Raw genomic sequence first — 26,236 nt, forward strand, 5'->3', positions numbered from 1 at the left:
TTCTGTCTAGCGCCAGACAAAAAACACATGCCGCGTTTGGCGCTACGTCAACAATCTTTCAGGCCTGCGCCTTAATACGCCCCGTCACTATCGGGCTGGAACGGGTTGGCGTTATCAGGCGCTGCGGGTCGGGGTGGAGCAGATGGCGCCACAAGACCCGGCGGTGTGGGGGAGGCAGCCCCGACACCTGCACCATCCTGCACAGAGGCAGATTCCGGCAGGGGGGGAGGTGCTACCGGCTTGGCCAATGGTGGCAGGAAAGGCGCCATATCGTCACCTTCGCAGCGCACCATGCGCACATCATAGACGGAGCTTTCCAGCACCCCGAGCCCGGGTTCGGCGGCCAGCATCCAGCCTTTAAAGGCCGCCCCTCCGGGGTGTGTATCCTGTATTTCCAGCCAAGCTGCTGCGTCAGGCGCACGGGTTGGCGGGCGCTGGAGGCAGCGACGGGCCAGAATATCCAGATTTTTGTAGTGTTTTGCCTCCCCACCGACTGGCACGGACAGCACTTCCACATGGGCATCCAGCCGGTCGAGCACACGCACAACCGCAGTACCCTTACCCTGCCATGTGCCAGCAGGGTAAACAGCCGGGGGTGCAAGAGGCGTACCCGCAGCCCAGACCGACGCCACACAGCCAAGGGAGGACACAAGCCCCGCACCAAGCAGGCGGCACCTGCGCCGCCAGACCTGCACCGTCATGCCCGGCCCACCTTGGGGGACGCAAGGGAGGACACCAGTTCCGCCAGACGTTCACGCATGACCTGCTCACTCACCCCCATCAACACTGCATCCTCAAACGCATCGGCCAGAACCTGCTGCACTTCCTGCCAGTTTTCTTCCAGCATCCGCAGTTTTTCCTGGCACGTCACGGGTTGCCCGTCCTCTTGCGGCCATATGCGCAACGCCGTCATTGTGTCCGCCTTATCATCACTCTGTTTATGCTAAACCGGTTTTATGTTCGTTTCAGGGCGCGGGCGCGCCACTGGCTCCACCCTGCGCCCCTGCCGCATCCTTGTTGGCGCGGGTCAGCGTATCGGTCACGGAGAAAATGAACTTGCTCAAAAGCTGTTCCAGACTGATCGAGCCTTGAGTCTGGCTGATCGTCGCACCTGCGGACAGGGTTTTGTCATCCCCTCCGGGGGAGAGTGCAATGTATTTGCCGCCCAGCAGACTGTCGCTGGTAATAATGGCCGCCGTATCCGCCGAAAGGTGGATGTCCGGGCGCACGGTAAAGACCACATGGGCCCTGAACGTCTGCGGGTTAACGCTCTCGCTCTGCACGGTGCCAATGGTCACGCCTGCCAGCCGCACATCCGAGCCGACACTCAAGCCGTCAACATGCGCAAAATCTGCGCTGAGCTGATACCCGACCGTATCCGTCTTGCGGCCCTCACCGACCACTGCTGCGGCCAGCATACCTGCCAGCCCCACCAGCACGGCTGTGCCGGTCAGAAGCTCCGCCAGACTGCGCCGTGATTTTTCCGCCATTGCCGATGCCATGAACTTACGTACACTCCCTGATAAGACAGACCACTCTAACAGGGAATGCGCAGCAAATCACGCCTCGGACGTACCCTCGGGCGTCCATGCCTCATAATCACCGGTTGCGGGCGGGTGCTGGCCGGTTGCGTACAGGCTTCCCTGCGGGTGGTAAGCTTGGGCTGTGCCGGTCATGTTTGGCTGGTGGGGCAACTGCCATGGCTTACGCTCGGCCTGCGCAATGGGGGCATCCAGCGTATGGTGCAGCCAGCCCCACCACTCAGCGGGCACGGCGGAGGCATCCTCCCCCTTATGGTAGATCACCCAACGCTCGGGGCGCTCCATGCCGCCACCCTTGCGGGCCGGGCCGGTTGATTCATAATAACTGCGGCCATCGGCATCCTTGCCAATCAACCGCCCCTTCCGGCGCGTATGCAGCCATGTTCCGAAATTTGCCATGGCTGGATGATAGGACTCCGCACAGCCCGTGGTCCATGTTTTATCGCAAATCGCCCGATCAACCGCGCGCGAGCAGGGCGCGACAAAAGTTATCCCCCATATCCTCATTTTGCAGGGTGATAACGGCGTCCGCGACGTGTTTTGTCGGGTTCCGCTGCCTGTGCGCACGGCGGTAACATGCCTGCATGACAACAGCCAGACGCCATTGGAACGGTGTGCTGATGAGCACACTGGAGGCCGCAGCAGACCCGGACGCACCCCTTCGCTCCGTGACCCTGCCCGCAGAGTGGGATGTGGACGCCGCGTCCGCGCTCGCCCAGCTTGTGCCGGGGGACGACCCGATCGACCTGCCCGCCCTTGCCTCGCGCTGGATCAGCGCACTGGCACCGGACGAGGCCTCCGCGCGCTCGTTGGTCTGGCTGCTGCTCACACGGCAGGCCGCCCCGGTGGAAGCCGTGTGGCATTGCGCGTTCGACCGGCCCGCAGGCTTTGTGGTCAATCTGGCGAGCTTTGTCTCCCCCGGAGAGGGCTTTGCCGCCCGCACCTTTGTTGCGGCTCTCAAGCTCATCTGTGCGGTCCTGCGTCAGGCAGCGCTCAATATGGCGGACCAGCGCAATGGGGATTTGCCCCTGCCCGACCTGTTCGCACCCAGCCCCTCCGCCGGAACGGACACGCCCCCCATGCAGGCCATAACAGCAGGAGACATCCTGCTGACCAACATGGATGCCTGCCTGGCCGGAGTCGGTCTGGATTATGACAGCGAGGATGGCCGGGCCGCCGCCTGCGCCATTACGGCACTGGCCACACTGACCGCCCATGCCGGACGTGGCCCGGAGTCCCTGCCCCTTCCCCCCGTGCGCACCGTGCTCCCCGGTCTGGGCGAGACCCTGCGCGCAGTCTGGAACGAAGCTGCAGTGGAAACCCTTGCCCCCGTAGCCCCGATCGAGACCGGGTTCTCCACCCCCAACCCCATAGATGGCCTGCTTGGAGTGGAATCCTGTGGGCTCGCCCCTGTTTTTTCCATGCTCCGCCCCGATGGACGGCTGGCCAACAGCACCCGGCAACGGCTGGATATCCGCGGTTTTACGGTAGAAACCGCTCTGGCCGCAGCCCTTGCGGGCGAGACTGTGCTCCCCCAGCCCGGCCCCAAGGCACATCTGGCCATGTATCGCGCGCTCACCGGCTTTGCCGACCGCATGCCCGCACGGCCAGAAACCCTGCCCACGCCTGTGCGGCTGAGGCTGGAGCGTGGGATGCGGCGGATTCTGCCCGCACGGCATGGCGGTTTTACACAAAAAACCACCATTGGCGGGCACCGCCTGTTCATGCGCACCGGAGAATACGAGGACGGCACACTAGGGGAGCTCACACTTACCCCCACGCGTGAGAGCCCGATGGTGCGCGGACTGATGGAAAGCTTTGGGGACGCAGTCAGCATCGGCCTGCAATATGGCGCACCGCTGGAAGCCTATGTGGAAAACTTTGCCTATTCCTGCTTTGGCCCGGCTGGCACCGTGGAGGGAGACCCGGTTGCCTCCTATGCCACTTCCATGCTGGACTACGCCTTCAGGGCCCTGTCCGACACCTATCTGGACAGACGCCTGCCCGACGGCCCCCATCAGGACAGCGCGTCCGAGCCGGACCCGCTGCTGCCACTGGACCTGCCCGAGGGAGACGATACGCAGCCTACCCGCCCACGGCGCAACCTGCGGCTGGTTTGCTAGGCCCGGTTTTTTTGACAAGGAACGGAACACAACGCGATGAGCACTCCCCAATCCCGTCTGGCCGAACTGGGTATTGACCTGCCCACACCCGCAGCCCCCGTGGCAAACTATGTCGCCTGTGTGCAAACTGGTTCGCTGCTGGTCGTGTCCGGCCAGTTGCCGCTGCACAATGGCAAGCTGTTCGCGACCGGCAAGCTGGGTGGCACAGTGGATGTGGACACAGCCGTAGAAGCCGCGCGTTACAGCATGATCAACGTGATCGCACAGGTTCAGGCTGCGGTGGGCGACCTTGCCCGGGTTAAGCGCGTGGTGCGTCTGGGTGGCTTTATTGCCTGCACACCCGACTTTACGGCCCATGCCTCGGTCATGAACGGGGCATCCGATCTGGCGGTTGCCGTCTTTGGGGATGCAGGGCGCCATGCCCGCTCGACCGTTGGTGTACCCTCCCTGCCGCTGGACGCGCCGGTGGAAGTGGAAGGTCTGTTTGAAATCGCCTGACCGCGTGGACAAAACCTGATGGCTGACTGGTCCGTTGCCCTGCATGACCGCATTCACAACATTCCAGCAAAGGATTGGGCGCAATGTGCAGGGCCGGACAACCCATTTGTCAGCCATGATTTTCTAAGCGCACTGGAAGACAGTGGCTCCACCGGGCGCACAAGCGGGTGGATCCCCCGCCATGTCAGCCTGCATAGCCCAGACGGGCAACTGGCCGCAGTCTGCCCTGCTTACCTCAAAAGCCATTCATGGGGTGAGTATGTGTTCGATCAGGGCTGGGCCCGCGCGTTTGAGGCGGCGGGGGGGCGCTACTACCCCAAGCTCCAGATTGCCGTACCCTTTACCCCAGCCCCCGGCCCAAGGCTGCTGTGCCACCCCAACGCCCCACCCGAGACAGCCGCTGTCATGGCCGATGCGCTCCGCCAGATCTGTGCGGATACCGGCCTGTCCTCCGCCCATATCACCTTCTGCACCGAGGCAGAAAGTACGGTGCTGCACCAGCAGGGCTGGCTACCCCGCCTTGGTCTGCAATACCACTGGCACAACAGAGGTTACGCAACATTCGACGATTTTTTGTCCACGCTGTCTGCACGTAAACGCAAAAGCATCAAGCGGGAACGGCGGGACGCCAATGCCGCGGGCCTGACATTTGAAATCCTGCAAGGGTCTGACATAACACCGGCGGACTGGCAGGCCTTTTACGCATTTTACCGCAATACGATCGACCGCAAATGGGGCAGCGCTTACCTGAGCGCCGAGTTTTTCCCCCTTATGGCGCAGCGTCTGGGGGAGCGGGTGGTGCTTATGATCGCCCGCAACGGACAAACACCCGTTGCCGCAGCACTCAACCTTATGGGCACTAACACCCTTTACGGCCGTAACTGGGGCTGTGTGGGCAACTGGCCTTTTCTACATTTTGAGCTCTGCTATTACCGCGCCATAGATTTTGCCATAGCCCACGGCCTGCAACGTGTGGAGGCAGGCGCTCAGGGCGAACACAAAATCCAGCGTGGCTACCAGCCCACCCTCACCCACTCCGCCCACTGGCTGCAAAACCCGGCCCTACGTGAAGCCGTTGAAAGTTTTTTGCACGCGGAACGCCCCGCCATACTGGCCGAAGCCCAGAGCCTGAGCGCACTGACCCCCTACAGGCAGGACAGCGCCCCCGATGCGCTGTAACCCCGCACATCAGCCCCACACGCCAACGTCACAAACCGGAACGTCTGGGGCCAGAGATTGTCGACACGCGTTTTTTTGCGTATGCCCGCGTGATCTTTTCCCACCTGTTTACGCGACCGGACCGGCACAGAACTGATGAGCACATCCTCCTCCCTCCCCTCCGAGCATCAGGCAACCCTGATCGATGGCAAGGCCTTTGCCGCAACATTGCGCCAGCAGATCCGTGAGGATGTTCTGGCCTTCCACGACCAGCATGGCGTAACCCCCGGACTGGCCGTCATTCTGGTGGGCAACGACCCGGCAAGCGAGGTGTACGTCAAAAACAAGGCTATTCAGACACACCATGCAGGCATGCGCTCCTTCATGCACATGCTCCCCGAGACCACGTCAGAGACCGAGTTGCTGACCCTGATCGGGCGGCTGAACAATGACCCGGAAATTCATGGTATTCTGGTGCAGCTCCCCCTCCCCAAAGGGCTGGATGCACGCCGTATTACCAACGCCATTGCCCCTGACAAGGATGTGGATGGTCTGGGCGAGGTCAACGCAGGCCGCCTTGCGGTTGAATTGCCCGGTATTGTGCCCTGCACCCCGCTTGGGTGCCTGCTGCTGCTACGCGACCAGCTTGGGGATATGAAGGGCAAGCACGCCGTGGTTATTGGTGCTTCCAACCTTGTGGGCAAACCCATGGCGCTGCTGCTGCTGGGCGAAGGCTGCACGGTCAGCATTGCCCATATTCACACGCGCGACACCGCAGCCCTTGCCCGCGAGGCCGATATTCTGGTTGTAGCCACCGGCTGCCGCGAGCTGGTCCGGGGAAGCTGGATCAAACCCGGCGCTACGGTCATTGATGTGGGCATTACCCGCACCCAGACAGCAAACGGCAAAACCCGCCTTGTCGGCGACGTGGCGTTTGACGAGGCTGTTCAGGTTGCCGGGCGCATTACCCCCGTACCGGGCGGTGTTGGCCCCATGACCATTGCCTGCCTGCTCAAGAACACACTCACAGCCGCGCAGATGCAGATCAGGGGGCAAGCCGAATGAGCCTGAACCGCCTGTGCGTTGAACTGATCCCCCGCTCGGCCGAATCTTTGGCACAGGATGTGGAAACGGTTAAAACCGTTTTCCCCGTGGCAGATACGCTCAACATCCCCGACCTGATGCGCTTTCCCCTACGGAGCTGGGATGCAGCGGCCCTGCTGCGCCCGACCTTCCCCCACGTTATACCGCACATCCGCGCCATAGACATTGCACCCGACGCCCCCCTGCCCGGCGCCGCGCAGGAAGGGCTGGAGGAAATTCTGGTCGTGCATGGAGACCCCCCAGCCGACCTGTCCATGCGCACATACCCCAACAGCACGGAAAGCATTATCCGCCGCTACCGCAGGGAAGCGCCACACCTTAAAATCTACGCAGCATTCGACCCCTACCGCCGCGCACCGTGGAAAGAGCTGGAAGATATCGCCCGCAAAAAAGAAGCGGGAGCCAGCGGTTTTTTCACCCAGCCTGTATTTGACTACAAGCTGTTTGACCTGTGCCGCGAGTGGTTGCAGGGCGAAGATGTATTCTGGGGTCTTTCTCCCGTTATTGGTCCGCGCTCCCGCTCTTACTGGGAGACCACAAACCACATTGTCTTCCCCAAGGATTTTTCCACAACGCTTGAATCAAACATTGCCTTTGCACAAAGGGTTCTGCGCGAACTGGCACGCGATCAGGCTAGCGCCTATCTGATGCCTGTACGCATCAAGCTGGAACAATACCTGCCCGCCCTGCTTGAAGCGGCGTCCTGAGCCTGCATCCTTTCATCTCCAGAGCGGAGGTGGGAGGGAAGGCTGGACTACTCTGAACAGGTGAAAAACTTGCTTCTCTACAGGTGTTTTTAATAGCGGGTGCGAATACTATCATCTTGGAACATCCCGATGACCAGTATGCCACCCGCTAGCCCCGAGCACCGGCACCTTTGCCAGACAGACGCGACTGCACAAACGTAAAGCAAGCAAAGAATAGAGTTATCTCATACCAACATATTCTGCCGTGTGCACACCATCATCCTTAAACACTTGCAACAAGGAGCGGTGCCTCCGCATCCTTTATCATCACGGGTACAAAACCCGCTATATCTCCATCAGCCTGCAATGGAATATCGCTTGGCCCCAGATATTGCCAAGACTTCTGCAATAGCATCAGGGGCATCTGGCACACCAAACGCGCGCGCCAATACATTTGCCGTATCAAGGGGAGTAAGCCCCACAGCGCCCTGACCGCTCAATACACGGCTCAGACAACAATGGGGCCATACCCTTACCAGTTCTTGCTGATCAGCCAGAACTCTTCGGACGTCAGGGTCACACGCTCACCGGAATCGGCGGCGGCGTTCGCCAGTGCCTCAATCCGTTCGATCATGACAACCTTGCGCACATGGGTTTCTGATGTTTCGGCACTGGTTTTGAGAACACCAAGCGAAACACCGGAGGCCTTGGCCACGCGGGCCGCATCAAGCAGAGCATAGGACATGCCGGGTCGTCTCCTTATTATGGATGTAAACTCATGGACAAACAGGGAACTGTCTGGCCATTTCAAACCAAAACTGGCCCTGTCAGGCCATATACGCAAGCCCCGTGATGTGGAGGCTGCCTTCCCTTTCCCTCTGGCATTGCGCTCCCCTATTGCGTAAACCCGGCACACCATGAGCAACCGCACCGAAGATTTTGACTTCCACCTCCCCGAAGCCCTGATCGCGCAGGAACCCGCCCGCCCGCGCGAGGCCGCGCGCCTGCTGGACGCCACATCTCCGCATACGCTGGTAGACCGCCATGTGCGCGACCTGCCTCAGCTCCTGCGCAAGGGGGACCTGCTGGTTGCCAACAATACGGCAGTCATCCGCGCCCAGCTCCATGCCCTGCGCGGCGAAGCCAGAATTGGCATTACCCTTGACCAGATCCGCCCCGATGGCACATGGCACGTTCTGGTACGCAATGCCCGCCGCCTGAAAGTGGGAGACACGCTGACCTTCCCCCATTCTGACCAGACGGCTCAGGTCATGGCGCTGGAACCCGGCGGGGGAGCAAACCTGCGCTTTTCGTGCGAGGGAGATGCGTTTGACGCGTTCTTGCAGGCTGCGGGTGCTCTGGCCCTGCCCCCTTACATCCACCGCCCCAACGGCCCCACGGCGCAGGACAGCAAAGACTACGCCACCATTTTTGAACGCTACAAAGGTGCCGTGGCCGCCCCCACCGCCGGGCTACATTTTACGCCCGAACTACTGGCCGCAGTCGATGCAACAGGTGCCCAGCGCTGCACATTAACGCTGCATGTGGGGGCTGGCACATTCCTGCCCGTGCGTGCGGACGATATTGCACACCACCACATGCACTCCGAGCACGGGGTTATCACCCCCCAGACCGCCGAGCGCATTAACGCCACACGGGCGGCAGGGGGGCGGATTATTGCCATAGGCACCACCACCCTGCGCCTTTTGGAAAGTGCCGCGGATGAGCATGGCATTGTGCACCCGTTTGAGGGGGAGACCGCGATCTTCATCCGCCCTGGCTACCGTTTCCGGGCAGTGGATGTGCTGATGACCAACTTCCACCTGCCACGCTCGACCCTGTTCATGCTGGTCTGCGCCTTTGCCGGACAGGAGCGCGCAAAAGCGGTTTACGCTCATGCGCTTAATACCGGGTACCGCTTTTATTCTTATGGTGATGCCTGCCTGCTCCAGTGTGCAAGCAGTCTTCATGACCGCTGAGCCTTCCTCCCCCAACCCGTCATTCTCCCACAAGGACCACTCCATGAGCCGTTTCCACTGGACCTGTGAAAGTACTGATGGCGCAGCCCGTGCGGGCATGCTGCACACAGCCCACGGCCCCGTGGCCACGCCCACCTTTATGCCCGTAGGCACGGTTGGAACCGTCAAGGCCATGACCATGGATGCCGTGCGCTCCACCGGAGCAGGCATTGTGCTGGGCAACACCTACCACCTGATGCTCCGCCCCGGCGCGGCACGGGTACGCGCACTTGGCGGGCTGCACCGATTTATGGACTGGTCCGGCCCGATCCTGACCGATTCGGGGGGCTTTCAGGTCATGTCGCTGGGGGCCCTGCGACGGCTGGATCAGGACGGTGTGACCTTCCGCTCCCATATTGACGGCTCCGAACACCGGCTGACGCCTGAAAGCTCGACAGGCATCCAGCATGATCTGGACGCCACCATTACCATGTGTTTTGACGAGTGCCCCGCACTCCCCGCCCCGCCAGAGGCCATTGCCGCCTCCATGCGCCTGTCCATGCGCTGGGCCGCCCGCTCGCGCGAGGCTTACGTGCAGCGCACGGGTTACGGCCAGTTTGGCATTGTGCAAGGCGGGACAGAAACCGACCTGCGGGCAGAAAGTGTAAAAGCCCTGACCGACATCGGGTTTGAAGGCTACGCCATTGGCGGGCTGGCTGTGGGCGAGGGGCAGGAGCTCATGTTCGCAACGCTGGACAGCACCACCCCCATCATGCCCACCGACAAGCCCCGTTACCTTATGGGGGTTGGCACCCCGGACGACCTGCTCGGCAGTGTGCAACGCGGTGTGGACATGTTTGACTGCGTCATGCCCACCCGCGCAGGTCGCACCGCCCGCGCCTATACCGAGCGGGGAACACTCAACCTGCGCAACGCCCGCCATGCCACGGACGCGCGCCCCATTTCCCCCCATTGCGACTGTCTGGCCTGCACGCGCCATAGCCGTGCCTATCTGCACCACCTGTTCCGCGCGAACGAGATTTTGGGCCCCATGCTGCTGACATGGCATAATATTGCCTATTATCAGCGCCTCATGCGCCAGATCCGGCAGGCTATCGTAGACAAAAATCTGGACGCCACTGCGGCGCGCATGCGGGCAGAATGGGCAGCACAGGACTGGACAGAAGATGAGATGCCACAACCCCTCATCCCCCCCATACCGTAGCGCGCAGGCACACCGCACCATGCGCTCCGGGCCAGCCCTGCCACCATGACAAACCCCTCCCCTCCGCCCCATGCAACAGGCACAGCGGACCCAGCCACGCACCGCCTTGCCGAACGCATACGCAACAAGGCGCTGGAGTTGGGGTTTGACGCCATTGGTTTCTGCCCGGCCAGTCTTGGCCCCGAGGTGCGCCTGCGGTTGCAGGATTTTCTGGCAAACGGATACCACGGGCAGATGAACTGGCTGGCCGACCGCGCGGAACAACGCAGCCAGCCCACGGCCCTATGGCCCGATGCCCGCACGGTCATTGCCCTTGGCACATCCTACGCGCCGGAAGGGGATGCACTGGCCACATTGCACAAGCCCGGCTGCGGCAATATTTCGGTTTATGCCCGCCACAGGGATTACCACGATGTGGTCAAGGGCATGCTCAAACATCTGGCGCAGTTTGTTGTGCGTGAGGGCAGGCAGGCCACTGCGGCCCCCGAGGTCAAGGTGTTTGTTGATACCGCTCCTGTGGCCGAAAAACCTCTGGCAGAAAAAGCGGGACTGGGCTGGGCTGGCAAACACACCAACCTTGTCTCCCGCCAGCATGGGAGCTGGCTGTTTTTAGGCGAAATCTACACAACGCTCGCCCTGCCATCCTCCCCCCCATCTGGCGGGGGGTGTGGCAGTTGCAGCCGCTGCCTGAGCGCCTGCCCCACACAGGCTTTTCCTGCCCCCTACCAGATGGATGCGCGGCGCTGCATCTCCTACCTGACCATAGAGCACGCAGGCCCCATTCCCGTAGCGCTGCGACCGCTAATGGGCACGCATATTTACGGGTGCGATGACTGTCTGGCCGTGTGCCCATGGAACAGGTTTGCCAAGGCAAGCCAGCACATCAAACTCCAGCCCAGAGCAGAGCTTATCGCCCCGGACCTGGCAGAACTCAGCCAACTGGATGACCCCGCGTTCAGAACCCTGTTTTCGGGCTCTCCCATCAAACGCATCGGCCGCAACCGCTTTGTGCGCAATGTGCTGATTGCCATTGGCAATTCTGGCCTGCCCGCCCTGCTGCCCCATGCCCACACCCTGAGCATGGACCCCGACCCGGTCGTACGCGATGCCGCACTCTGGGCCATTGAACAGCTTGAAGGCCGCACCACATGAGCAGGCATTTACGAAAGCGTAGCCTGATTCTGGCCGGGCATGATACCAGCGTTGCGCTCGAACCCGCCTTCTGGGCTGTGCTTGAGCGTATGATTGCTCACCAGCACATCACGCTGGTGCAACTGGTTACTCAGGTTGACGCCCAGCGCGCGCCCGACCAGTCCCTTGCATCCGCCCTGCGGGTCAGCGCGCTGGAATGGCTTGAGCAGCAGGTGGAAACACACATGCGCACGCCATCCCCTTAGCCCGCCAGACGACCCTCAACCGTGGTCACACACTGCCCACCGACCTGCACCGCGCCATCAGGCCCCACCGACACCACCAGCCGCCCCGCGCGCCCCACGCAATGCCCCTGCGTGGCATTGTACCGGACCAGACCGGGTGGCAGCAGGCCATGTGTGTGCCTAAAGACAGCAACACTCCCATTACCGCTGCCGCACACGGGGTCCTCGTTCACTCCCTGCGATGCGGCAAAGGAGCGGACCTCTATATCCGCCAGCGTATGCGCATGATTGGCGAACACACTGATCCCCGTTACACCAAGGCGCTGTTCAAATATTTTTGCCCGCCCGAAATCAGGCGTAAGCGCGAGCAACTGCGCCACATCCACCACGCGGGCGACAACCCACACCGGCCCGACATCAACCCGCAACGGGGCGGCTGCACGGTCCACGCTCACCCCCAGAATAGCCTCAAGCTCCTCTGTATCCGCAGCACTCAAAGCCTGCTGTGTTGCTGGGGGGAGAGAGAAATATAAATGACGCTCAGCACCACTCCCCTCCACCCGTAGTGCTACAAGACCAACGCCACATTCCTGCACCAGCCGCCCATCCCGTGGCGTGGCGCGCCCTGCCTCCAGTATGGCATGGGCACTTCCCAGTGTGGGATGGCCTGCAAAGGGCAGTTCGCTCCGGGGGGTAAAAATACGCAGTCTGTAGTCTGCTCCCTCAGCCCGGGGTGGCAGCACAAAGGTTGTTTCAGACAGGTTGGTCCAACTGGCTATTGCCTGCATGGCCTGCGTATCCAACCCCTGAGCGTCCAGCACCACAGCCACCGGATTACCGGCAAAAGACGTCTGGGTAAAAACATCCACAACTTTATACGCGTATTTCATAAGGTTTCCCGTTCCAACCGCCTTACCGAGGACCAGAATGACCCGCTCCCTGCGTGGGTCTGATCGCACGCAGCAGGCCAAGAAGCAGACGGTTCAAAGGCACATCCAGCCCATGCCGCTCAGCCGCGCGTACAATGGCGCCGGTTATGGCGTCATACTCCAAAAGACGCCCTGCCTGCCGGTCCTGTAGCATGGAGGTCATGCTCTGCGGCGGCACACTCTGGAGCCATGCAAGGCTCTCGTCCACATGCTGCTCGGTCAACGCCGCACCTTCCGCCTGCCCGACACGGAGCACCTCGACCATGATCTGGCGCGCACTGGCAGCAAGGGCCGGGTCGTGCAGCACCCCGGTCGTGCGGCCACTCAGGGCCGTCAATGGGTTGGCGGCACTGTTGGCCAGCAGCTTGGTCCATACGATGGTGGTCATATCTGCCGTGGTCTGGGTGCGCAGCCCGCCCTGTTGCAGGGCCTGTACCACATCCTGCACATCTGCCTGTGCGGGCAGGCAGATGTCCACCGCACCGATTCGGCGTAGGACCGTGTGCCCCGGCGCCAACCGCTCTGCGTTAAAATAGACAATGGCAGGCACGGCACTGGCCTCGGGCGCATATGCAGCAATGCGCGCACGGTGTTCCAGACCATTCTGGGCAACCAGAATACGCCTGCCCGGTTGATTGAACGCAGCAATCCACCCCGCCACATCCGCCGTCTGGTGCGCCTTGACCGCCACAATAGCCAGCGTGCATGCCCCCACATTGGCCGCAGTGTGCGCGTGTGTGACGGCACATGCCGTTGTGTCCGCGCCTTCGGTTACATCCAGCCGCGCAAACGGGGCACGCGCACCGCACACCCTTACCTCCCACCCGGCACGGGCAAGAGCACCCGCCATAACCAGCCCGACCGCGCCAGCCCCGATCAGGGCGACAGTCGGCCGCGCAGGGGCAGGTCCGGGTGCTGTGTGTGTGCTCATACCCTCTCTCTTCATTTTACGCGGTTCATCACAAATACGATTTGGGCACATTGCTGCCCAGCTTTTGCGCTACCCCTACCCGCACTAGGGTTTAACACCAGAACATGATAAAAGAGTTTATGGCGATTTGGGGCAAAATATTTGGCGGAGTGACCGGCTTTGCCGTTGGCGGGCCACTCGGTGCCGCTTTGGGCACGGCTTTGGGCCATGCTGCGGACAATGGCACATTGCTGCACCCGCCCGCTGTTGGCTGGAGCGACCGCTGGGCCGCCCGTGCGCGCCCGGACCCCAACGGGGCCGCAGCCTTTGTAGCCGCCAAACTGGCCGCGACATTGGGCAAAAAAGACCAGCTTTACGGGCTGACCTGCGTGATCCTGTGCGCCAAGCTTGCCAAATGCGATGCACCGGTCAACCGGCGGGAGATCAACGCCTTTAAAAACCGCTTCCGTGTGCCCGATGAGAACATGCGCGACATTGGCCGCCTGTTTGACATGGCCCGGCAAAGAACCGACGATTACGAGGCCTTCGCCCGTGAACTCGGGCAGGCTTACGGCAAGGACAAACCCCCGCTGGAAGACCTGATGGGGACCCTGTTTGCCATTGCCCGCGCCGATCTGGCAGATGATGAACCTCTGGCACCTGAAGAGCTGCGCTTTCTCAAACGCGTGCATGCCCTGTTCGGGCTGGGGCGCGGGGCGTGGGAGCGGGCGGAACAGGGCCGCGCCCGAGCCAGCATGGGGGAAGATGACGCCTACACCGTTATGGGGGTCAGCGCCTCCCTCTCCAACGAGGAGTTGCGCACGCACTGGAAAAAACTCGTCCGGCAATACCACCCGGACATTCTGGCCGCCCGCAATGCCAGCGCGGAAGAGGTGCAGGTTGCCTCCGTCCGCATATCCAGAATCAACGCGGCATGGGATATTATCAAGCGTGAGCGCGGGCTGTAAAACCGGAGTCCCAACCTGCCATCACATCCTGAGCAGGATGTGCGACTTTCTGGCAACAGCAGTTGCAAAAACCTAGACTTCCCGGCTAAAAGACAACATGCAAAGGGCTGTATTTTGTCCCCTGCCCTCTACGCAGAGAAGCCCTGCCATTGCACCCTGCGTTTCTCATGGTAGAGAAGGCAGCAATAAACAGGTCTGCCCGGCAGGCCATGCGGACGTCACAAGGCAAAGGTAAAGGTGGCAATGATTTCAGGACGGAACGGCTCACGGCTCCGCCCTCGCGCGCAGGATCAGAACGATCAGACGCGGGAAGGTTCCTCGGTACATCGCCGTTTCCGTCTGGGAACACTCTGCCTTGGTCTTGTGCTGGTCGGCACAACGGGGTGTAGCTCCATAAAAGCCCCCGTTCCCAAAGACCCGGACGCCCTGGCCGAATACAAGGCCGCAAACGACCCGTACGAGCCGTTGAACCGCAAGGTGTTCAACCTGACCATGAAGTTTGACAAATGGGCCCTCCGCCCAGCTGCCAAGGCCTATGTGTGGGCCGTGCCGCGCCCGGTACGCAACTCGCTCGGCAACATGATTACCACCATGAACGAACCCTCCGTCTTCTTTAACGACGTCGGGGCCGGCAAACCCCGCCGTGCAGGGGACTCGTTCGTGCGCTGGTGCATCAACATGACCGTAGGTGTGGGCGGACTGATTGACGTGGCCAAAATGGCTGGCTTCCCGCACCATGACAACGATGCAGGCCTGACCATGGCCAACTGGGGTATTTCCTCCGGTCCTTACCTGTTCCTGCCCATGGGGCCATCCTCCTTCCGTGATGGTATTGGCTACGGCATTGATCAGGGCCTGTCCCCATGGGATTACGTGCCGCGTGGCTACGGGCTTGTCAGCTTTAACTGGGCTTACAATATGATGGGCGTGGTGCACGGTCGCTCCGAGCATCTGGAAGATCTGGATGCCCTGCAGCGCGATGCGCTGGACCCCTACGCCACCATCCGCAGCGCATACCAGCAGCAGCGCAAGGCACAGGCCGAGGCCATTAAAAATGACCACCGCGCCACCGTGCCCGACTGGTATCAATAACTAACAACAAGAAGGTAGCGCAGACATGAAACTCCTTTCTGGTCGTCGTATTGTTCTTGCCACTCTGGCCCTGACATGCGCCAGCGGACTGTTTGCACTGCCTGCCCGTGCAGCGGATAACGCCAAGCAGTTCATTCAGGGTTTTGGCACCCAGCTTGTTGCCATTGTCAACAGCCCCGTGCCCCTGCCTGAAAAGAAAGCCAAAGTGCTTCCTCTTGTTCAGAAAAACGTGGATATTGACGGCATTGGTCGCTACTGCCTTGGCCGTTACTGGAAAATTGCCACCCCGGAACAGCGGCAGCATTATCTGGCCCTCTTCCACGAAGTGCTGGTCAACGCCATTACCGACAAGCTTGGTGAATACCGTGGCGTAAGCTTTACCATCGGGGATGTGACCAAATCGGGTGGAGAAGATTCCGTTAACGCCATTCTCACACGCCCCCAGCAGCCCCCTGCCTCCATGCAGTGGATTGTTGGCTATGACAACGGGCAGCCACAGGTTGTGGACGTGATCGGTGAAGGGGCAAGCCTGCGCCTGACCCAGCGTAACGACTACTCCTCCTTTATTGCCCGTAACGGTGGCAGCGTGGACACACTGCTGGTCGCCTTGCAAAAACAGTTGGACCGTCACGCTCAGGCAGCCAACTGAGCGTATAAAAAACGCACCAGTCAGTCTGGTAGAAAGCACCCGAAAGGGTGCTTTTTTTATGCGCGCTTGCTCTCGTACACCATCATTGTCTGTCCGTTTCTGGCAAATGTCTCGCAGACATGCATACCAATACTGCCCAGAATGGTACGGGAGGCCACATTGCTCTCTGACGCCACGGCAATAACCCTGTGCAAGCCTGCATCATGCGCAAAGTTCAATGCCGCATTGGCAGCCTCACGCGCAATGCCGCGCCCGCGCGCGCTTGCAAACAGAGCAAAGCGCAGACCAAACCCACGACCATCCGGTCGGTCATGGATGCCGGTCATACCCACAAACTGGCCATTTTCATGAATGGTAAAAATACCAACGCGATGGCATGCCCAAAATGCAATGTCATCTGCCATTTCGCGCTCTGCCTGCTGGCGGGTGCAAACCCCGCCCAGCATCTGGCCAAAAGCGCCGCCATCGGCCTTCAGGCGCACCATATCCTCCATATCCCGCCACGTAACGGGTTTAAGGAGCAGGCGTGGTGTTCTGACCGAGCGTAAATCCATTGCTCAGCCCCCGCAGCGGAGGAAGGCCCCCTGATGGAGCCCCCATGCCCGCATGCCCTTAACGGGCAAGCGGTTTGTAATGGATACGTCCGGGTTCGGTTGCATCCGGGCCAAGACGACGGCGTTTGTCTTCTTCATAAGCCTGGAAGTTACCCTCAAACCACTCAACGTGGGAATCGCCTTCAAACGCGAGAATATGCGTAGCCAGACGGTCCAGGAACCAGCGGTCATGGGAGATAACCACGGCGCAGCCTGCAAACTCGGCCAGAGCATCTTCCAGAGCGCGCAGCGTATCCACGTCCAGATCGTTGGTCGGTTCGTCAAGCAGGATCACGTTGCTTTCCTGGCGAAGCATTTTAGCCAGATGCACACGGTTGCGCTCCCCGCCCGAGAGCACACCAACTTTTTTCTGCTGGTCGGACCCTTTGAAGTTAAAGGCCCCTACGTACGCGCGCGACGGCACAGCCCGCTTGCCCAAGTAGATCACATCCGTCCCGCCCGAGATTTCTTCCCACACGGTTTTATCGGGGGACAGGTCATCACGCGACTGGTCAACGTAGCCGAGCTTGACCGTCTCACCGATTTTCAACTCACCTGAATCGGGTTTGTCCTGCCCGATAATCATTTTGAACAGCGTGGACTTACCAGCACCATTCGGCCCGATAACACCCACAATGCCGCCCGGTGGCAGCTTGAAGTTCAGATTATCAATCAGCAGCCGGTCCCCAAACCCTTTGGTCAGGTTGTCGGCCTCGATCACCGTACCGCCAAGGCGCGGGCCGGGGGGGATAACAATGTCGGCCACACCGCCCACACGCTCGGCACTTGCGGCCAGCATTTCCTCATACTTGGCAATACGGGCTTTGCTTTTGCTCTGGCGGGCCTTGGGGCTGGCGTTAATCCACTCCTGCTCGGCAGCAAGGGCACGCTGGCGGGCACTTTCTTCCTTTTCTTCCTGCGACAGGCGCTTACGCTTCTGTTCCAGCCAGGAGGAATAATTGCCCTCGAACGGGATGCCGCGACCGCGCTCGATTTCCAAAATCCAGTTGGTCACGTTATCCAGGAAGTAACGGTCATGGGTAATGACCATCACCGTGCCATCGTAGTCACGCAGGGTTTTTTCCAGCCATGCAACGCTTTCTGCGTCCAGATGGTTGGTCGGTTCGTCAAGCAGCAGAAGGTCTGGTTTTTCCAGCAGCAGGCGGCACAGAGCGACCCGGCGGCACTCCCCCCCGGACAGTTTTTCTACCGAACTGTCCGCAGGTGGGCAGCGCAGGGCGTCCAGTGCGATCTCCAGCTTGCGGTCCAGCTCCCAGCCGTCACCCGCATCAATTTTTTCCTGCAATTCGGCCTGTTCGGCCAGCAGGGCGTTCATTTCGTCGTCTTCCATGGGTTCGGCAAAACGGGCAGAAATTTCGTTAAAACGATCTACCGCTTTTTTGAGTTCACCAAAGCCCAGAGCAACGTTTTCCCCCACGGTCAGCTTGGGGTCCAGTTGGGGTTCCTGCTCCAGATAGCCAACGCGCGCGCCTTCAGCCGCCCAGGCTTCGCCCCCGAATTCCTTATCGAGTCCAGCCATGATCTTGAGCAGGGTGGACTTACCCGCGCCGTTCACACCCAGAATACCGATCTTGGCACCCGGCACGAAGGACAGGGTAATCCCCTTGAACACTTCGCGCCCACCGGGATAGGACTTTGTCAGATCCTTCATCACATAGACGTATTGATAAGATGCCATGATGATGAACCCCCGTTATGCGGAACAGACTGAAAAAATGAAGTGGTCACAGGCAGCGCGACTGGCTGGAACAGCCTGCGCCCGGCAGGACTTGAACCCGCAACCAAGCCGTTATGAGCGGCCCGCTCTAACCAATTGAGCTACGGGCGCGCAGGCGAGTATCTGATTACGCAACCAGAGCGGTTTGGCAAGGGTCTGAGGCAGGAAAATCCATATATTGCCCGTTTATACTCCAGCCCTTGGCAAGCAGCGGACGGGCGGATAGGGTCTGGAACATTCTCTCTTATTTACTGGCTGGAGCAGTGCTCATGGACGTTTCCAAACTTTCTCCCGGCAAGGATGTTCCCTTTGACATCAATGTCGTGATTGAAATCCCGCAGGGTTCCTCGGTCAAATACGAAATTGACAAAGAAAGCGGCGCTCTGTTCGTTGACCGTTTTCTGTTCACGCCCATGGCCTACCCGACGGCTTACGGCTTTATTCCCAACACGCTGGCTGCTGATGGCGACCCCACGGATGCGCTGGTCCTGACCCCCACCAACGTCGTACCCGGCAGCGTGATCCGCGCACGCCCCATTGGCGTGCTGAAGATGGAAGACGAATCCGGTCAGGACGAAAAGATCATCTGCGTCCCCCACGACAAGGTGCACCCCGAGTTCTCCAAAGTGGAAACCATTGCGGACCTGCCCGAAATTACGGTCAAGGCCATTGAGCACTTTTTTACCCGCTACAAAGACCTTGAAAAAGGCAAGTGGGTCAAAGTGACCGGCTGGGGCACAAAGGAAGAAGCAGGCTCCTTCATCCTCAAGGCTCTGGAAGCCGCAAAAACCAAATAAGGCTTCTGCGCCTTATACCAGAACGGCATGGTGGCCCATTGCGCCACCATGCCCGCAGGCTGCCCCGCAATCACACCCAAGGTGTGAGATATATTGCAAGCATTGCAGATTATCAGCCTGCCAGTTTTACGCCATGCTCTGAACAACACTCTAAAACACACATGTTTTGACGGTGACTGTTCATGCCTGCCACTGACCTCTCCACCACAACGGCCCGACCCCAGCAGCCAACCCTGTTCATCCCGCATGGGGGTGGGCCGTGCTTTTTTATGGACTGGCCCCAGACATGGGACCATATGGCCGCTTTTTTGCGCGGGCTTGGTAACATACTTCCACAAAAACCGGATGCCATTGTTGTTGTGTCCGGCCATTGGGAGGAACAGGCCGTAACGGTCACATCCAATGCCGCACCAGACCTGATATACGACTATTACGGCTTTCCGCCCCACACCTATACGCTGCAATACCCCGCACCGGGCAGCCCGGATGTCGCGCGGCACATACGCACCCTGCTCCAGAACGCCGGGATTGCCAGCGCCGCAGACCCACAGCGCGGGTTTGACCACGGGGTCTTCATTCCCTTCATGCTCGCCTTTCCGCACGCCGATATTCCCGTGGTGGAGTTATCCCTGCAAACGGCTCTGGACCCGGCGGAGCATCTGGCCATTGGTGCAGCACTTGCCCCATTGCGTGCGCAGAATGTGCTGATTGTGGGCACCGGCCTGAGCTACCATAACCTGCGCCACTTCATGAACGGCTCCCCTGTGACCGACCAGCCCGCACAGGCGTTTGATACATGGCTGACGGCCACAGCCTGCGCCCCACCGCCTGAGCGGAACCTGAGGCTGACGCAATGGGCACAGGCCCCCGGTGCGCGCCTGTGCCACCCGCGTGAGGAGCACCTGCTCCCCCTTATGATCGCTGCCGGAGCCGCCGGGCAGGATAAAGGCCAGCAGATCTACAGCGATACGGTTCTGGGCAAAGCGCTCTCGGGCTACCGTTTTGGGTAACCCGGCCTCTTAGCCGGGTGTTTTTTGCCCCTTTGGGCAGCACGGCACTGGCAAAAATGCGTTTCTTTGCATTTTTTTGTGAAATGCCTGTTGCCAAAGAAAAAAACATCGTTATAAAGCCCCACATACCGACGCACACAACGGTTGAGCGTCGAAAATGCGGGTGTAGCTCAGTTGGTTAGAGCGCCGGCCTGTCACGCCGGAGGTCGCGGGTTCGAGCCCCGTCACTCGCGCCACTTTCCCTTACAATCTTATCGTAATCAGAAAGTGGCGCCGAGCGCCCCTTTTTTACCACAAGCCACATGCGCGCTCCTGACCGGCCGCGAGAACGACCGGTTTGCGCTTACGCCTGACGTCTTACTGACCGTTAGCCCTGCAATGCGTCTGCACCTTGCAGTGTTACCGCAACAGCATGCACGGTTGCTGCAATGCGGGCGGCAGTCTGCACAGCGGCGGCCCCTAGCGCATCACGCACGATTTTTTCGTGGCTGGTTACGCACAGGTCACACCCATTGATAATGGAAACAGCCAGACACCACAGCTCAAAGTCGGCTTTATCCACACCCGGGTTGCCAATAACGCTCATACGGAGCTGGGCAGGCATTTTGGCATACTCACCACCGGCCATATGCACAAAGCGGTAGTAAATATTGTTCATGCCCATAATGGCATTGGCGGACTGTGCGGCTGTCAGCGCCTGTTCGGACAGGACATCGCGGAACTGAGCCACAATCTCACGCGTGACATCGTCATTTCTCGCAGCAAGGGCCGAGGCCACAAACGTACCACCAAGCTGCTGCGGGGTCAGGGAGATGTCACTGGCCAGAGACCCCAGATTGAGGCGCAGGTCCTTGGCGTAATCGGGAATACGGTCTTTGAGAGCATCTATGGACATGACTTTTTCCATCGCGATTTTTTTTGGGGGAAAAACTGCGCCAGACCAGATTATGGTTAACTGGAACACATGGCCGCCACATCAGATGGCGGAAGGTGGGCATAACCACCAGAACAGAGCAGTGCAGGCGGTCAGGCAGACCACACAATGGATCTGCCTGACCACCCCCGGCCCGCAAACACAGACCGGGAGAAGTATCAGACTCAGACTTTAATAAAGTCTTCGCCCTTCTTCCAGTTGCACGGGCACAGCTCATCGCTCTGCAGGCCGTCCAGAATACGCAGGATTTCCTGCGGGTTACGACCAACGGACAGGTCGTTGACGGACACATGACGGATCACGCCGTGGGGGTCGACCACAAAGGTGGCGCGCAGGGCAACGCCAGCGTCCTTTGCCATAACGCCCGTGCCTTCTGTCAGCTCGCGCTTGATGTCGGCCAGCATCGGGATCGGCAGATCCTTCAGGTCATCGTGGTGCAGACGCCAGTTCAGATGCACGAACTCGCTGTCGATGGACACGCCATACACAACTGCGTCGCGGTCTGCGAAGTCTTTGGACAGTTTGCCAAAAGCCACGATTTCGGTCGGGCAGACAAAGGTGAAGTCCTTCGGCCAGAAGAACACTACTTTCCACTTACCGGCATCGGTCTTGTCGGAAATCTGAACGAATTCGCCCTTCAGGCCTTCCGGCCCACCCGGAACGGCGGTCAGATCAAAGCTGGGAAACTTATCGCCAACGGTCAGCATATGTTTGCTCCTTGTTTCTGGCACTGTGCCTGACCATCTTGAGTTGGTCAGGCGGTGCAAACCTGTATGGGCCGCCTTTTTCATTTAATCCAATGAAAATTTTATATAGGAACAATTGAGTATATCGATTACCCATACCTTGGTTTTCAGGTAGGACTTGGTCATGCTTCCCCTCCCCTCCGCCCAGCAACTGCGCTACCTGATCGCCCTGTCCGAACTGCGCCATTTTGGCCGTGCAGCGGCAGTCTGCGCGGTTACCCAGTCCACCCTCTCTGCCGGGATCATGGCGCTTGAGCGCCAGCTTGATGCCCCCCTGCTGGACCGTACGGTGGGTAAAAAAGTGGTTTTTACCCCATTGGGGCATGAGATCGCGCTAAAGGCCCGGCAGGCTCTGGCGGCACTGGAGGCCGTGCCCCAGTTGGCCGCAGCCGCCCGCACCCCGTTGACCGGCCCCTTGCGACTCGGGGTCATTCCCACGATTGGCCCGTTCCTTATCCCCAGCACCGTCCGCATCCTGCATGAGCATTTTCCGCGCCTGCTCCTGTCCCTGACCGAAGACACAACGGAGCATCTGCTGGAAAAACTCTCCCTTGGGCAGTTGGACATGCTGGTGCTGGCCATGCCCTGCCTGTGTGACGGCACAGAGACCCACCCCCTGTGGCAGGACCCCTTTTACGTCATCATGCCCACCAACCACCCTTTTGCTGCGTTGAAGAGTGTGCCTGCGGAGCGCCTGTCCGAGTACAACATGGTGATGATGGAAGACGGGCACTGCCTGCGCGAGCAGACACTGGCCATCTGCCGCCAAAGCCCCAGCCGCAGTGGTTCGGAAGGGGAGAGCGAACCCACATTTACCGCCATGTCACTCCACAGCATGGCGGAAATGGTTGAACTGGGGTTGGGAATCGCCATTATGCCCGCACTGGCCATTGAGAACGGTATTCTTAAAAACCGTGCCATTCTTGCCCGCCCACTGGCCGGGGGGGCTACATGGCGCACCATCGGCCTGGCCTGGCGCCCCCGCTCCCCCCGTGCTGCGGATTTTACCACGCTGGCCGGCACACTGCGCACCCTTGCCCCCCACACAGCCTGAAGAGCGGGCCAGATCACAGGCATCTGGCTCACTGACAGGCCCCAAAAACGTAAAATCCGCAAGAAAAACGCGCGATAAATGCGGGCAATATTGACTCAGACGCACGGGGCCGGTATGTGCCGAGCCAACTTATTCATGCATTGAGCAGCATCGGCGGAGAATACGGGCCATGAAAATCAGAAATAGCCTGAAGTCAGCCAAGGTGCGCGACAAAGACTGCCGTGTGGTGCGTCGTCGTGGCCGGGTTTACGTTATCAACAAAAAGAACCCCCGCATGAAGGCCCGTCAGGGCTAATTGATGGTTGGCCGCGCCCTTGCGGGCAAGCTTATCATGACTATCATGCACAAAACCCGTTCCCTCGGATACCGAAGGAACGGGTTTCTGTTTTATAGCCTGTCTGTTGCACTGCTGAGCACGGCTCTCCCCCTGACTTGGGAAGATGCTCTGGCGGCTGCACCACCTGCCCCCACCACCACACCAGCGCCTCCCGCCGTCCACACTGGCACTGGCACTGGCACTGGCACTGGCACTGGCACTGGCACTGGCACCACAGCGGGGCAGATTGCCATGCTGGTCAAGCTGCTGGCACAGGCACAGACCCCTGATGATGCCCATACCCTGCAAAGCAGGCTGGAGGCACTGCGGGCCGCGCATCTTTCCCCCACCACGCAGCTCCTGCTCCGCCGGGCAGAAAAAGACCTCGCGACAGAAAAGCCGGACGATGCGGTGGAAGATGTTGGCGATGCTCTGGCCCTGCAACCCGATCAGGCAGTCCTGTGGCGCACACGGGCCCAGATGCGCCTTGTAGCGGGCAATCTGCGTGGAGCTGTAGCTGACCTTGGGGAAGCACTGGCGCGCGATGCAGAGGACGCACAAAGCTGGAGCCTGCTCGCCAGTGTGGAAGAACACCTGAACGATGGTCAGGCCGCACTCAAGGCGTGGCAAAAGGCGACAGCCCTTAACCCCATGCTGGACAAGAGCGGCAAGCGGCTCGATTCCCTCCGTCTCAAGGCCTTTGGTCAGCCGACCTGAGCGGGTTCAGGCCTGCCGGTTCTCAATCAGGCTTTTACGAATCTCACGCCCGCGTTCAATTTTATCGACAATATACTCCGCATCCCCCCAACGGATGGCGCGGGCCATGGCCTGTGCGTCTTCCATAAAACGCCCCAGCATTTCCAGCAGCGCCTCGCGGTTTGCCAGAAAGATGTCACGCCACATCACGGGGTCGGAGGCGGCAATACGCGTAAAATCACGGAACCCCGAAGCGGCGAGGTCCAGCACCTCCGAGCGTGTTTCCTCCGCCAGATCATCGGCCGTACCGCAGATGGTAAAGGCCAGTAGATGCGGCAGATGGCTGACAATGGCGCACACGCGGTCGTGGTGGGCGGGGCTCATCTCCCGCAGGCGGGCGCCACAGCGTGTCCATAACGTGCGAATCTGCTGTAGCGCCTGCGGCGTTGTGGCCTCCAGCGGGGTCAGCAGGCACCAGCGGTTTTCAAACAGGTCCACCAGCCCTGCATCCGGGCCGGAAAATTCGGTTCCCGCCATGGGGTGGGCAGGCACATAGGGCACATCCGCCCGCAGACTGGGGGCTATGGCCTCGGTCACGGAAACCTTGGTGGAGCCGACATCGGTCAGCACGGCGCCGGGCTTCATGGCTGGCACAAGCTGGGCTGCAACGGCACCCATGGCCCCCACGGGCACGCAGAGCATAACACAGTCGGCCTGTGCCACAGCGGCCACACCATCGGTCGTGGCCTCATCCGCCAGACCGAGTTCCATAACCCGCGCACACACGGCTGCACTGTTATCCACCGCGACAAGCCTGCGGGCTAGTGTGCCATACTCTTTGGCGCGACGGAGCACGGAGGAGCCAATCAGCCCCGGCCCCACAACAACAAGCGTATCAAACACAACGCCAGAGTCTGTACCTGCCACCGCTCAGCTATCCTTCACCACGTTGGAGGAGGGGGAATACCCCATACCCTCACCGTTGCTCGGGGCAGGCTCGGCAGACGCACTCTGGCGCAGGCCCCGCATTTCCATGAACTGCCAGAGCAGCAGCACGGGAATACCGATCATAATTTCCCGCCCACGGCGCAGCAGCGAAATCCCGAGGGACAGGGAAGGGTCAATGCCAAACGCATGGCCCATGGCCATATAGGCCCCTTCCTGCACACCCAGACTACCGGGGACCAAAAACCCGACCGACATAATGGCGCAGGTCACCCCCTCCACCGCCACAGCGCCGGAGAAGGTCAGATGCGCCCCCAGAAAACGCGCGGTCAGCCAGAGCATGCCAGCGCCCCCCAGCCAGCCCAGCAGATGGTAAGAGGCCGAACGGCAGATATGCCATGGGCGGCTCCACGCGGCCTCCATGCGCTCCTGCAGGTTATCTGCACCTGCCAGAATGCTGTCCCGCCATTGTGATGCAAGGCTGCGGGTAAACATGCCGCCAAACTTGCGGAACAGGTTGCCCCCATGTGTCTGTGTCCAGATAAAGCCTGCCGTCCCTGCGATCAGGAACAGTGTGCCCCCCACCACCGGCACCACAAACGGGCTGGTGCGCTGGTGCGCCACAAGGCAGGCCACACCAAGCAGCACAAACGCCACCTGCCCCATAACCTCCGTTGTAATGTCCACAAGGTTGGCGCAGGCCGCCTCGGGCAGTTCTACCTCGCGGTCGGATGCACGGTGCATGCCATGGCCCGAGCACGTGGCACGAATACCAATGACAATCCCCCCGACCTGCGAGAACGGCAGGCAGGTCGCCGCCGCATCACGCACCATACGTGCAAGCAGCAGACGCACATATCCAATTTCAGGGAACGCGGCATGCCATGCCATGCCCAGCACGCCATCCACGGCCAGCTGGCAGCATACCATAAGCAGAAAGCCGCCCAGACCAATGCGCATAACAGCACGCAAAACGGAATCGAAACCGCTCCACGCCATTGCCGCCGTAACGACCACGAGCCCAAGAAAAGTGAGAAAAACCGTAAGCTTCTTCAAGGCCTCAGCTCTGTCCGCCTGTTACGCCACTGGCTCCGCCACCCCCATGGATGTGGCGCAAACCCGACCGGGCGCATATGTGAATGTTCCGCCCCCTTACACTACCACGGGGTCTGGCGCCACCTCGGGTGTCA

At 60.4% G+C, this 26,236-nt stretch carries 31 protein-coding genes and 2 tRNA genes; 19 read left to right on the forward strand and 14 right to left on the reverse strand.

Annotated features, from left to right (window positions below; translation table 11 throughout):
* Positions 1-71 precede the first annotated feature (71 nt).
* From HK26_RS01470 to HK26_RS01485, 4 genes are read right to left on the reverse strand one after another with little or no spacing between them, the layout of a single operon-like run.
* Positions 72-701, reverse strand: coding sequence for a DUF2155 domain-containing protein (locus HK26_RS01470; protein ID WP_086638165.1), 630 nt, complete (start codon positions 699-701; stop codon positions 72-74).
* Entirely contained in the window at positions 698-913 is a 216-nt protein-coding gene (locus HK26_RS01475; RefSeq protein WP_086638166.1) for a hypothetical protein, read from the reverse strand. Before HK26_RS01475 ends, HK26_RS01470 begins: the two co-directional genes overlap by 4 nt.
* A 52-nt stretch (positions 914-965) precedes the next feature.
* Positions 966-1,502 (reverse strand): outer membrane lipid asymmetry maintenance protein MlaD, encoded by a 537-nt coding sequence (gene mlaD, locus HK26_RS01480; RefSeq protein WP_086638167.1) that lies wholly within the window; start codon positions 1,500-1,502, stop codon positions 966-968.
* 57 nt (positions 1,503-1,559) lie between these two features.
* A complete protein-coding gene (locus HK26_RS01485) occupies positions 1,560-1,940 on the reverse strand; it encodes an NADH:ubiquinone oxidoreductase subunit NDUFA12 (protein ID WP_086638168.1) in 381 nt (126 codons plus the stop codon).
* Between the two features lie 185 nt (positions 1,941-2,125).
* On the opposite strand from HK26_RS01485, the gene HK26_RS01490 reads away from it, so the two are divergent.
* The 5 genes from HK26_RS01490 (at position 2,126) to HK26_RS01510 (ending at position 7,131) form a co-directional block, all read left to right on the forward strand.
* Entirely contained in the window at positions 2,126-3,664 is a 1,539-nt protein-coding gene (locus HK26_RS01490; protein ID WP_086638169.1) for a TSCPD domain-containing protein, read from the forward strand.
* Positions 3,665-3,700: 36 nt separating this feature from the next.
* Positions 3,701-4,162, forward strand: a complete 462-nt coding sequence (locus HK26_RS01495) for a RidA family protein (RefSeq protein WP_025827658.1) — start codon at positions 3,701-3,703, stop codon at positions 4,160-4,162.
* Between the two features lie 18 nt (positions 4,163-4,180).
* Positions 4,181-5,341, forward strand: a complete 1,161-nt coding sequence (locus HK26_RS01500) for a GNAT family N-acetyltransferase (protein WP_086638170.1) — start codon at positions 4,181-4,183, stop codon at positions 5,339-5,341.
* 135 nt (positions 5,342-5,476) lie between these two features.
* Entirely contained in the window at positions 5,477-6,385 is a 909-nt protein-coding gene (locus HK26_RS01505) for a bifunctional methylenetetrahydrofolate dehydrogenase/methenyltetrahydrofolate cyclohydrolase (protein ID WP_086638171.1), read from the forward strand.
* Positions 6,382-7,131 (forward strand): methylenetetrahydrofolate reductase, encoded by a 750-nt coding sequence (locus tag HK26_RS01510; protein WP_086638172.1) that lies wholly within the window; start codon positions 6,382-6,384, stop codon positions 7,129-7,131. Before HK26_RS01505 ends, HK26_RS01510 begins: the two co-directional genes overlap by 4 nt.
* A 511-nt stretch (positions 7,132-7,642) precedes the next feature.
* On the opposite strand, the gene HK26_RS01515 is transcribed toward HK26_RS01510, so the two are convergent.
* On the reverse strand, positions 7,643-7,855 hold the full coding sequence (locus HK26_RS01515) for a hypothetical protein (protein ID WP_086638173.1): 213 nt from the start codon (positions 7,853-7,855) through the stop codon (positions 7,643-7,645).
* On the opposite strand from HK26_RS01515, the gene HK26_RS13390 reads away from it, so the two are divergent.
* From HK26_RS13390 to HK26_RS01535, 5 genes are read left to right on the forward strand one after another with little or no spacing between them, the layout of a single operon-like run.
* The gene (locus tag HK26_RS13390) at positions 7,854-8,015 is read left to right on the forward strand and encodes a hypothetical protein (RefSeq protein WP_159101983.1); all 162 of its coding nucleotides are present in this window, start codon (positions 7,854-7,856) and stop codon (positions 8,013-8,015) included. The genes HK26_RS01515 and HK26_RS13390 overlap by 2 nt on opposite strands.
* 12 nt (positions 8,016-8,027) lie before the next feature.
* The gene (gene queA / locus HK26_RS01520) at positions 8,028-9,089 is read left to right on the forward strand and encodes a tRNA preQ1(34) S-adenosylmethionine ribosyltransferase-isomerase QueA (RefSeq protein WP_086638174.1); all 1,062 of its coding nucleotides are present in this window, start codon (positions 8,028-8,030) and stop codon (positions 9,087-9,089) included.
* Between the two features lie 43 nt (positions 9,090-9,132).
* Positions 9,133-10,293, forward strand: coding sequence for a tRNA guanosine(34) transglycosylase Tgt (gene tgt / locus HK26_RS01525; protein ID WP_086638214.1), 1,161 nt, complete (start codon positions 9,133-9,135; stop codon positions 10,291-10,293).
* Positions 10,294-10,338: 45 nt separating this feature from the next.
* Positions 10,339-11,445, forward strand: a complete 1,107-nt coding sequence (queG, locus tag HK26_RS01530; protein WP_086638175.1) for a tRNA epoxyqueuosine(34) reductase QueG — start codon at positions 10,339-10,341, stop codon at positions 11,443-11,445.
* Positions 11,442-11,690: a ribbon-helix-helix domain-containing protein gene (locus HK26_RS01535; RefSeq protein ID WP_086638176.1), complete on the forward strand. Its 249-nt coding sequence runs from the start codon at positions 11,442-11,444 to the stop codon at positions 11,688-11,690. The genes queG and HK26_RS01535 overlap by 4 nt, the downstream gene beginning before the upstream one ends.
* Here HK26_RS01535 and HK26_RS01540 read toward each other — a convergent pair.
* Complete coding sequence (locus HK26_RS01540) at positions 11,687-12,559, reverse strand: PhzF family phenazine biosynthesis protein (protein WP_086638177.1); 873 nt, start codon at positions 12,557-12,559, stop codon at positions 11,687-11,689. The genes HK26_RS01535 and HK26_RS01540 overlap by 4 nt on opposite strands.
* Positions 12,560-12,581: 22 nt before the next feature.
* Positions 12,582-13,529, reverse strand: a complete 948-nt coding sequence (locus HK26_RS01545) for a ketopantoate reductase family protein (protein WP_086638178.1) — start codon at positions 13,527-13,529, stop codon at positions 12,582-12,584.
* Between the two features lie 119 nt (positions 13,530-13,648).
* On the opposite strand from HK26_RS01545, the gene HK26_RS01550 reads away from it, so the two are divergent.
* The 3 genes from HK26_RS01550 to HK26_RS01560 all read left to right on the forward strand — a co-directional run bounded on the left by HK26_RS01550 (position 13,649) and on the right by HK26_RS01560 (position 16,217).
* Positions 13,649-14,476, forward strand: coding sequence for a TerB family tellurite resistance protein (locus HK26_RS01550; RefSeq protein WP_086638215.1), 828 nt, complete (start codon positions 13,649-13,651; stop codon positions 14,474-14,476).
* A gap of 243 nt (positions 14,477-14,719) precedes the next feature.
* Positions 14,720-15,568 carry an MlaA family lipoprotein gene (locus HK26_RS01555; protein ID WP_086638179.1) on the forward strand — a complete coding sequence of 283 codons (849 nt, stop codon included), beginning with the start codon at positions 14,720-14,722 and terminating at the stop codon, positions 15,566-15,568.
* A 25-nt stretch (positions 15,569-15,593) separates the two neighbouring features.
* A complete protein-coding gene (locus HK26_RS01560; RefSeq protein ID WP_025827680.1) occupies positions 15,594-16,217 on the forward strand; it encodes an MlaC/ttg2D family ABC transporter substrate-binding protein in 624 nt (207 codons plus the stop codon).
* A gap of 56 nt (positions 16,218-16,273) precedes the next feature.
* Here the strand turns inward: HK26_RS01560 and HK26_RS01565 are convergent, their stop codons facing one another.
* From HK26_RS01565 to HK26_RS01575, 3 genes are all read right to left on the reverse strand, one after another.
* Complete coding sequence (locus tag HK26_RS01565) at positions 16,274-16,771, reverse strand: GNAT family N-acetyltransferase (RefSeq protein WP_025827682.1); 498 nt, start codon at positions 16,769-16,771, stop codon at positions 16,274-16,276.
* A 58-nt stretch (positions 16,772-16,829) separates the two neighbouring features.
* On the reverse strand, positions 16,830-18,509 hold the full coding sequence (ettA, locus tag HK26_RS01570; RefSeq protein ID WP_086638180.1) for an energy-dependent translational throttle protein EttA: 1,680 nt from the start codon (positions 18,507-18,509) through the stop codon (positions 16,830-16,832).
* A 76-nt stretch (positions 18,510-18,585) separates the two neighbouring features.
* A tRNA-Ile gene (locus tag HK26_RS01575) sits at positions 18,586-18,659 on the reverse strand.
* Positions 18,660-18,817: 158 nt separating this feature from the next.
* Between HK26_RS01575 and ppa the strand changes: the two genes are divergently transcribed.
* From ppa to HK26_RS01590, 3 genes are all read left to right on the forward strand, one after another.
* Positions 18,818-19,345 (forward strand): inorganic diphosphatase, encoded by a 528-nt coding sequence (gene ppa / locus HK26_RS01580; protein WP_025827684.1) that lies wholly within the window; start codon positions 18,818-18,820, stop codon positions 19,343-19,345.
* 182 nt (positions 19,346-19,527) lie between these two features.
* Positions 19,528-20,355 carry a DODA-type extradiol aromatic ring-opening family dioxygenase gene (locus HK26_RS01585; RefSeq protein ID WP_086638181.1) on the forward strand — a complete coding sequence of 276 codons (828 nt, stop codon included), beginning with the start codon at positions 19,528-19,530 and terminating at the stop codon, positions 20,353-20,355.
* Between the two features lie 159 nt (positions 20,356-20,514).
* Positions 20,515-20,591: transfer RNA gene (locus tag HK26_RS01590), tRNA-Asp, on the forward strand.
* 131 nt (positions 20,592-20,722) lie between these two features.
* On the opposite strand, the gene ahpD is transcribed toward HK26_RS01590, so the two are convergent.
* Positions 20,723-21,250, reverse strand: coding sequence for an alkylhydroperoxidase, AhpD family (gene ahpD / locus HK26_RS01595; protein ID WP_025827687.1), 528 nt, complete (start codon positions 21,248-21,250; stop codon positions 20,723-20,725).
* A gap of 203 nt (positions 21,251-21,453) precedes the next feature.
* On the reverse strand, positions 21,454-21,996 hold the full coding sequence (locus HK26_RS01600) for a peroxiredoxin (protein WP_086638182.1): 543 nt from the start codon (positions 21,994-21,996) through the stop codon (positions 21,454-21,456).
* A 163-nt stretch (positions 21,997-22,159) separates the two neighbouring features.
* Here HK26_RS01600 and HK26_RS01605 point away from each other — a divergent pair, with 163 nt between their 5' ends.
* From HK26_RS01605 to HK26_RS01615, 3 genes are all read left to right on the forward strand, one after another.
* Positions 22,160-23,089: a hydrogen peroxide-inducible genes activator gene (locus HK26_RS01605; RefSeq protein ID WP_086638183.1), complete on the forward strand. Its 930-nt coding sequence runs from the start codon at positions 22,160-22,162 to the stop codon at positions 23,087-23,089.
* Between the two features lie 169 nt (positions 23,090-23,258).
* The gene (ykgO, locus tag HK26_RS01610) at positions 23,259-23,384 is read left to right on the forward strand and encodes a type B 50S ribosomal protein L36 (RefSeq protein WP_003625637.1); all 126 of its coding nucleotides are present in this window, start codon (positions 23,259-23,261) and stop codon (positions 23,382-23,384) included.
* A 3-nt stretch (positions 23,385-23,387) separates the two neighbouring features.
* The gene (locus HK26_RS01615) at positions 23,388-24,122 is read left to right on the forward strand and encodes a tetratricopeptide repeat protein (RefSeq protein ID WP_086638184.1); all 735 of its coding nucleotides are present in this window, start codon (positions 23,388-23,390) and stop codon (positions 24,120-24,122) included.
* Between the two features lie 6 nt (positions 24,123-24,128).
* On the opposite strand, the gene HK26_RS01620 is transcribed toward HK26_RS01615, so the two are convergent.
* Entirely contained in the window at positions 24,129-25,028 is a 900-nt protein-coding gene (locus HK26_RS01620; RefSeq protein ID WP_086638185.1) for a prephenate dehydrogenase/arogenate dehydrogenase family protein, read from the reverse strand.
* A 3-nt stretch (positions 25,029-25,031) separates the two neighbouring features.
* On the reverse strand, positions 25,032-26,102 hold the full coding sequence (locus HK26_RS01625; protein ID WP_025827693.1) for a lysylphosphatidylglycerol synthase domain-containing protein: 1,071 nt from the start codon (positions 26,100-26,102) through the stop codon (positions 25,032-25,034).
* Positions 26,103-26,236: the final 134 nt, after the last annotated feature.

Origin of the sequence: Acetobacter okinawensis, from assembly GCF_002153655.1 — a bacterium.
In the GTDB taxonomy this organism is placed as follows: domain Bacteria; phylum Pseudomonadota; class Alphaproteobacteria; order Acetobacterales; family Acetobacteraceae; genus Acetobacter; species Acetobacter okinawensis_A.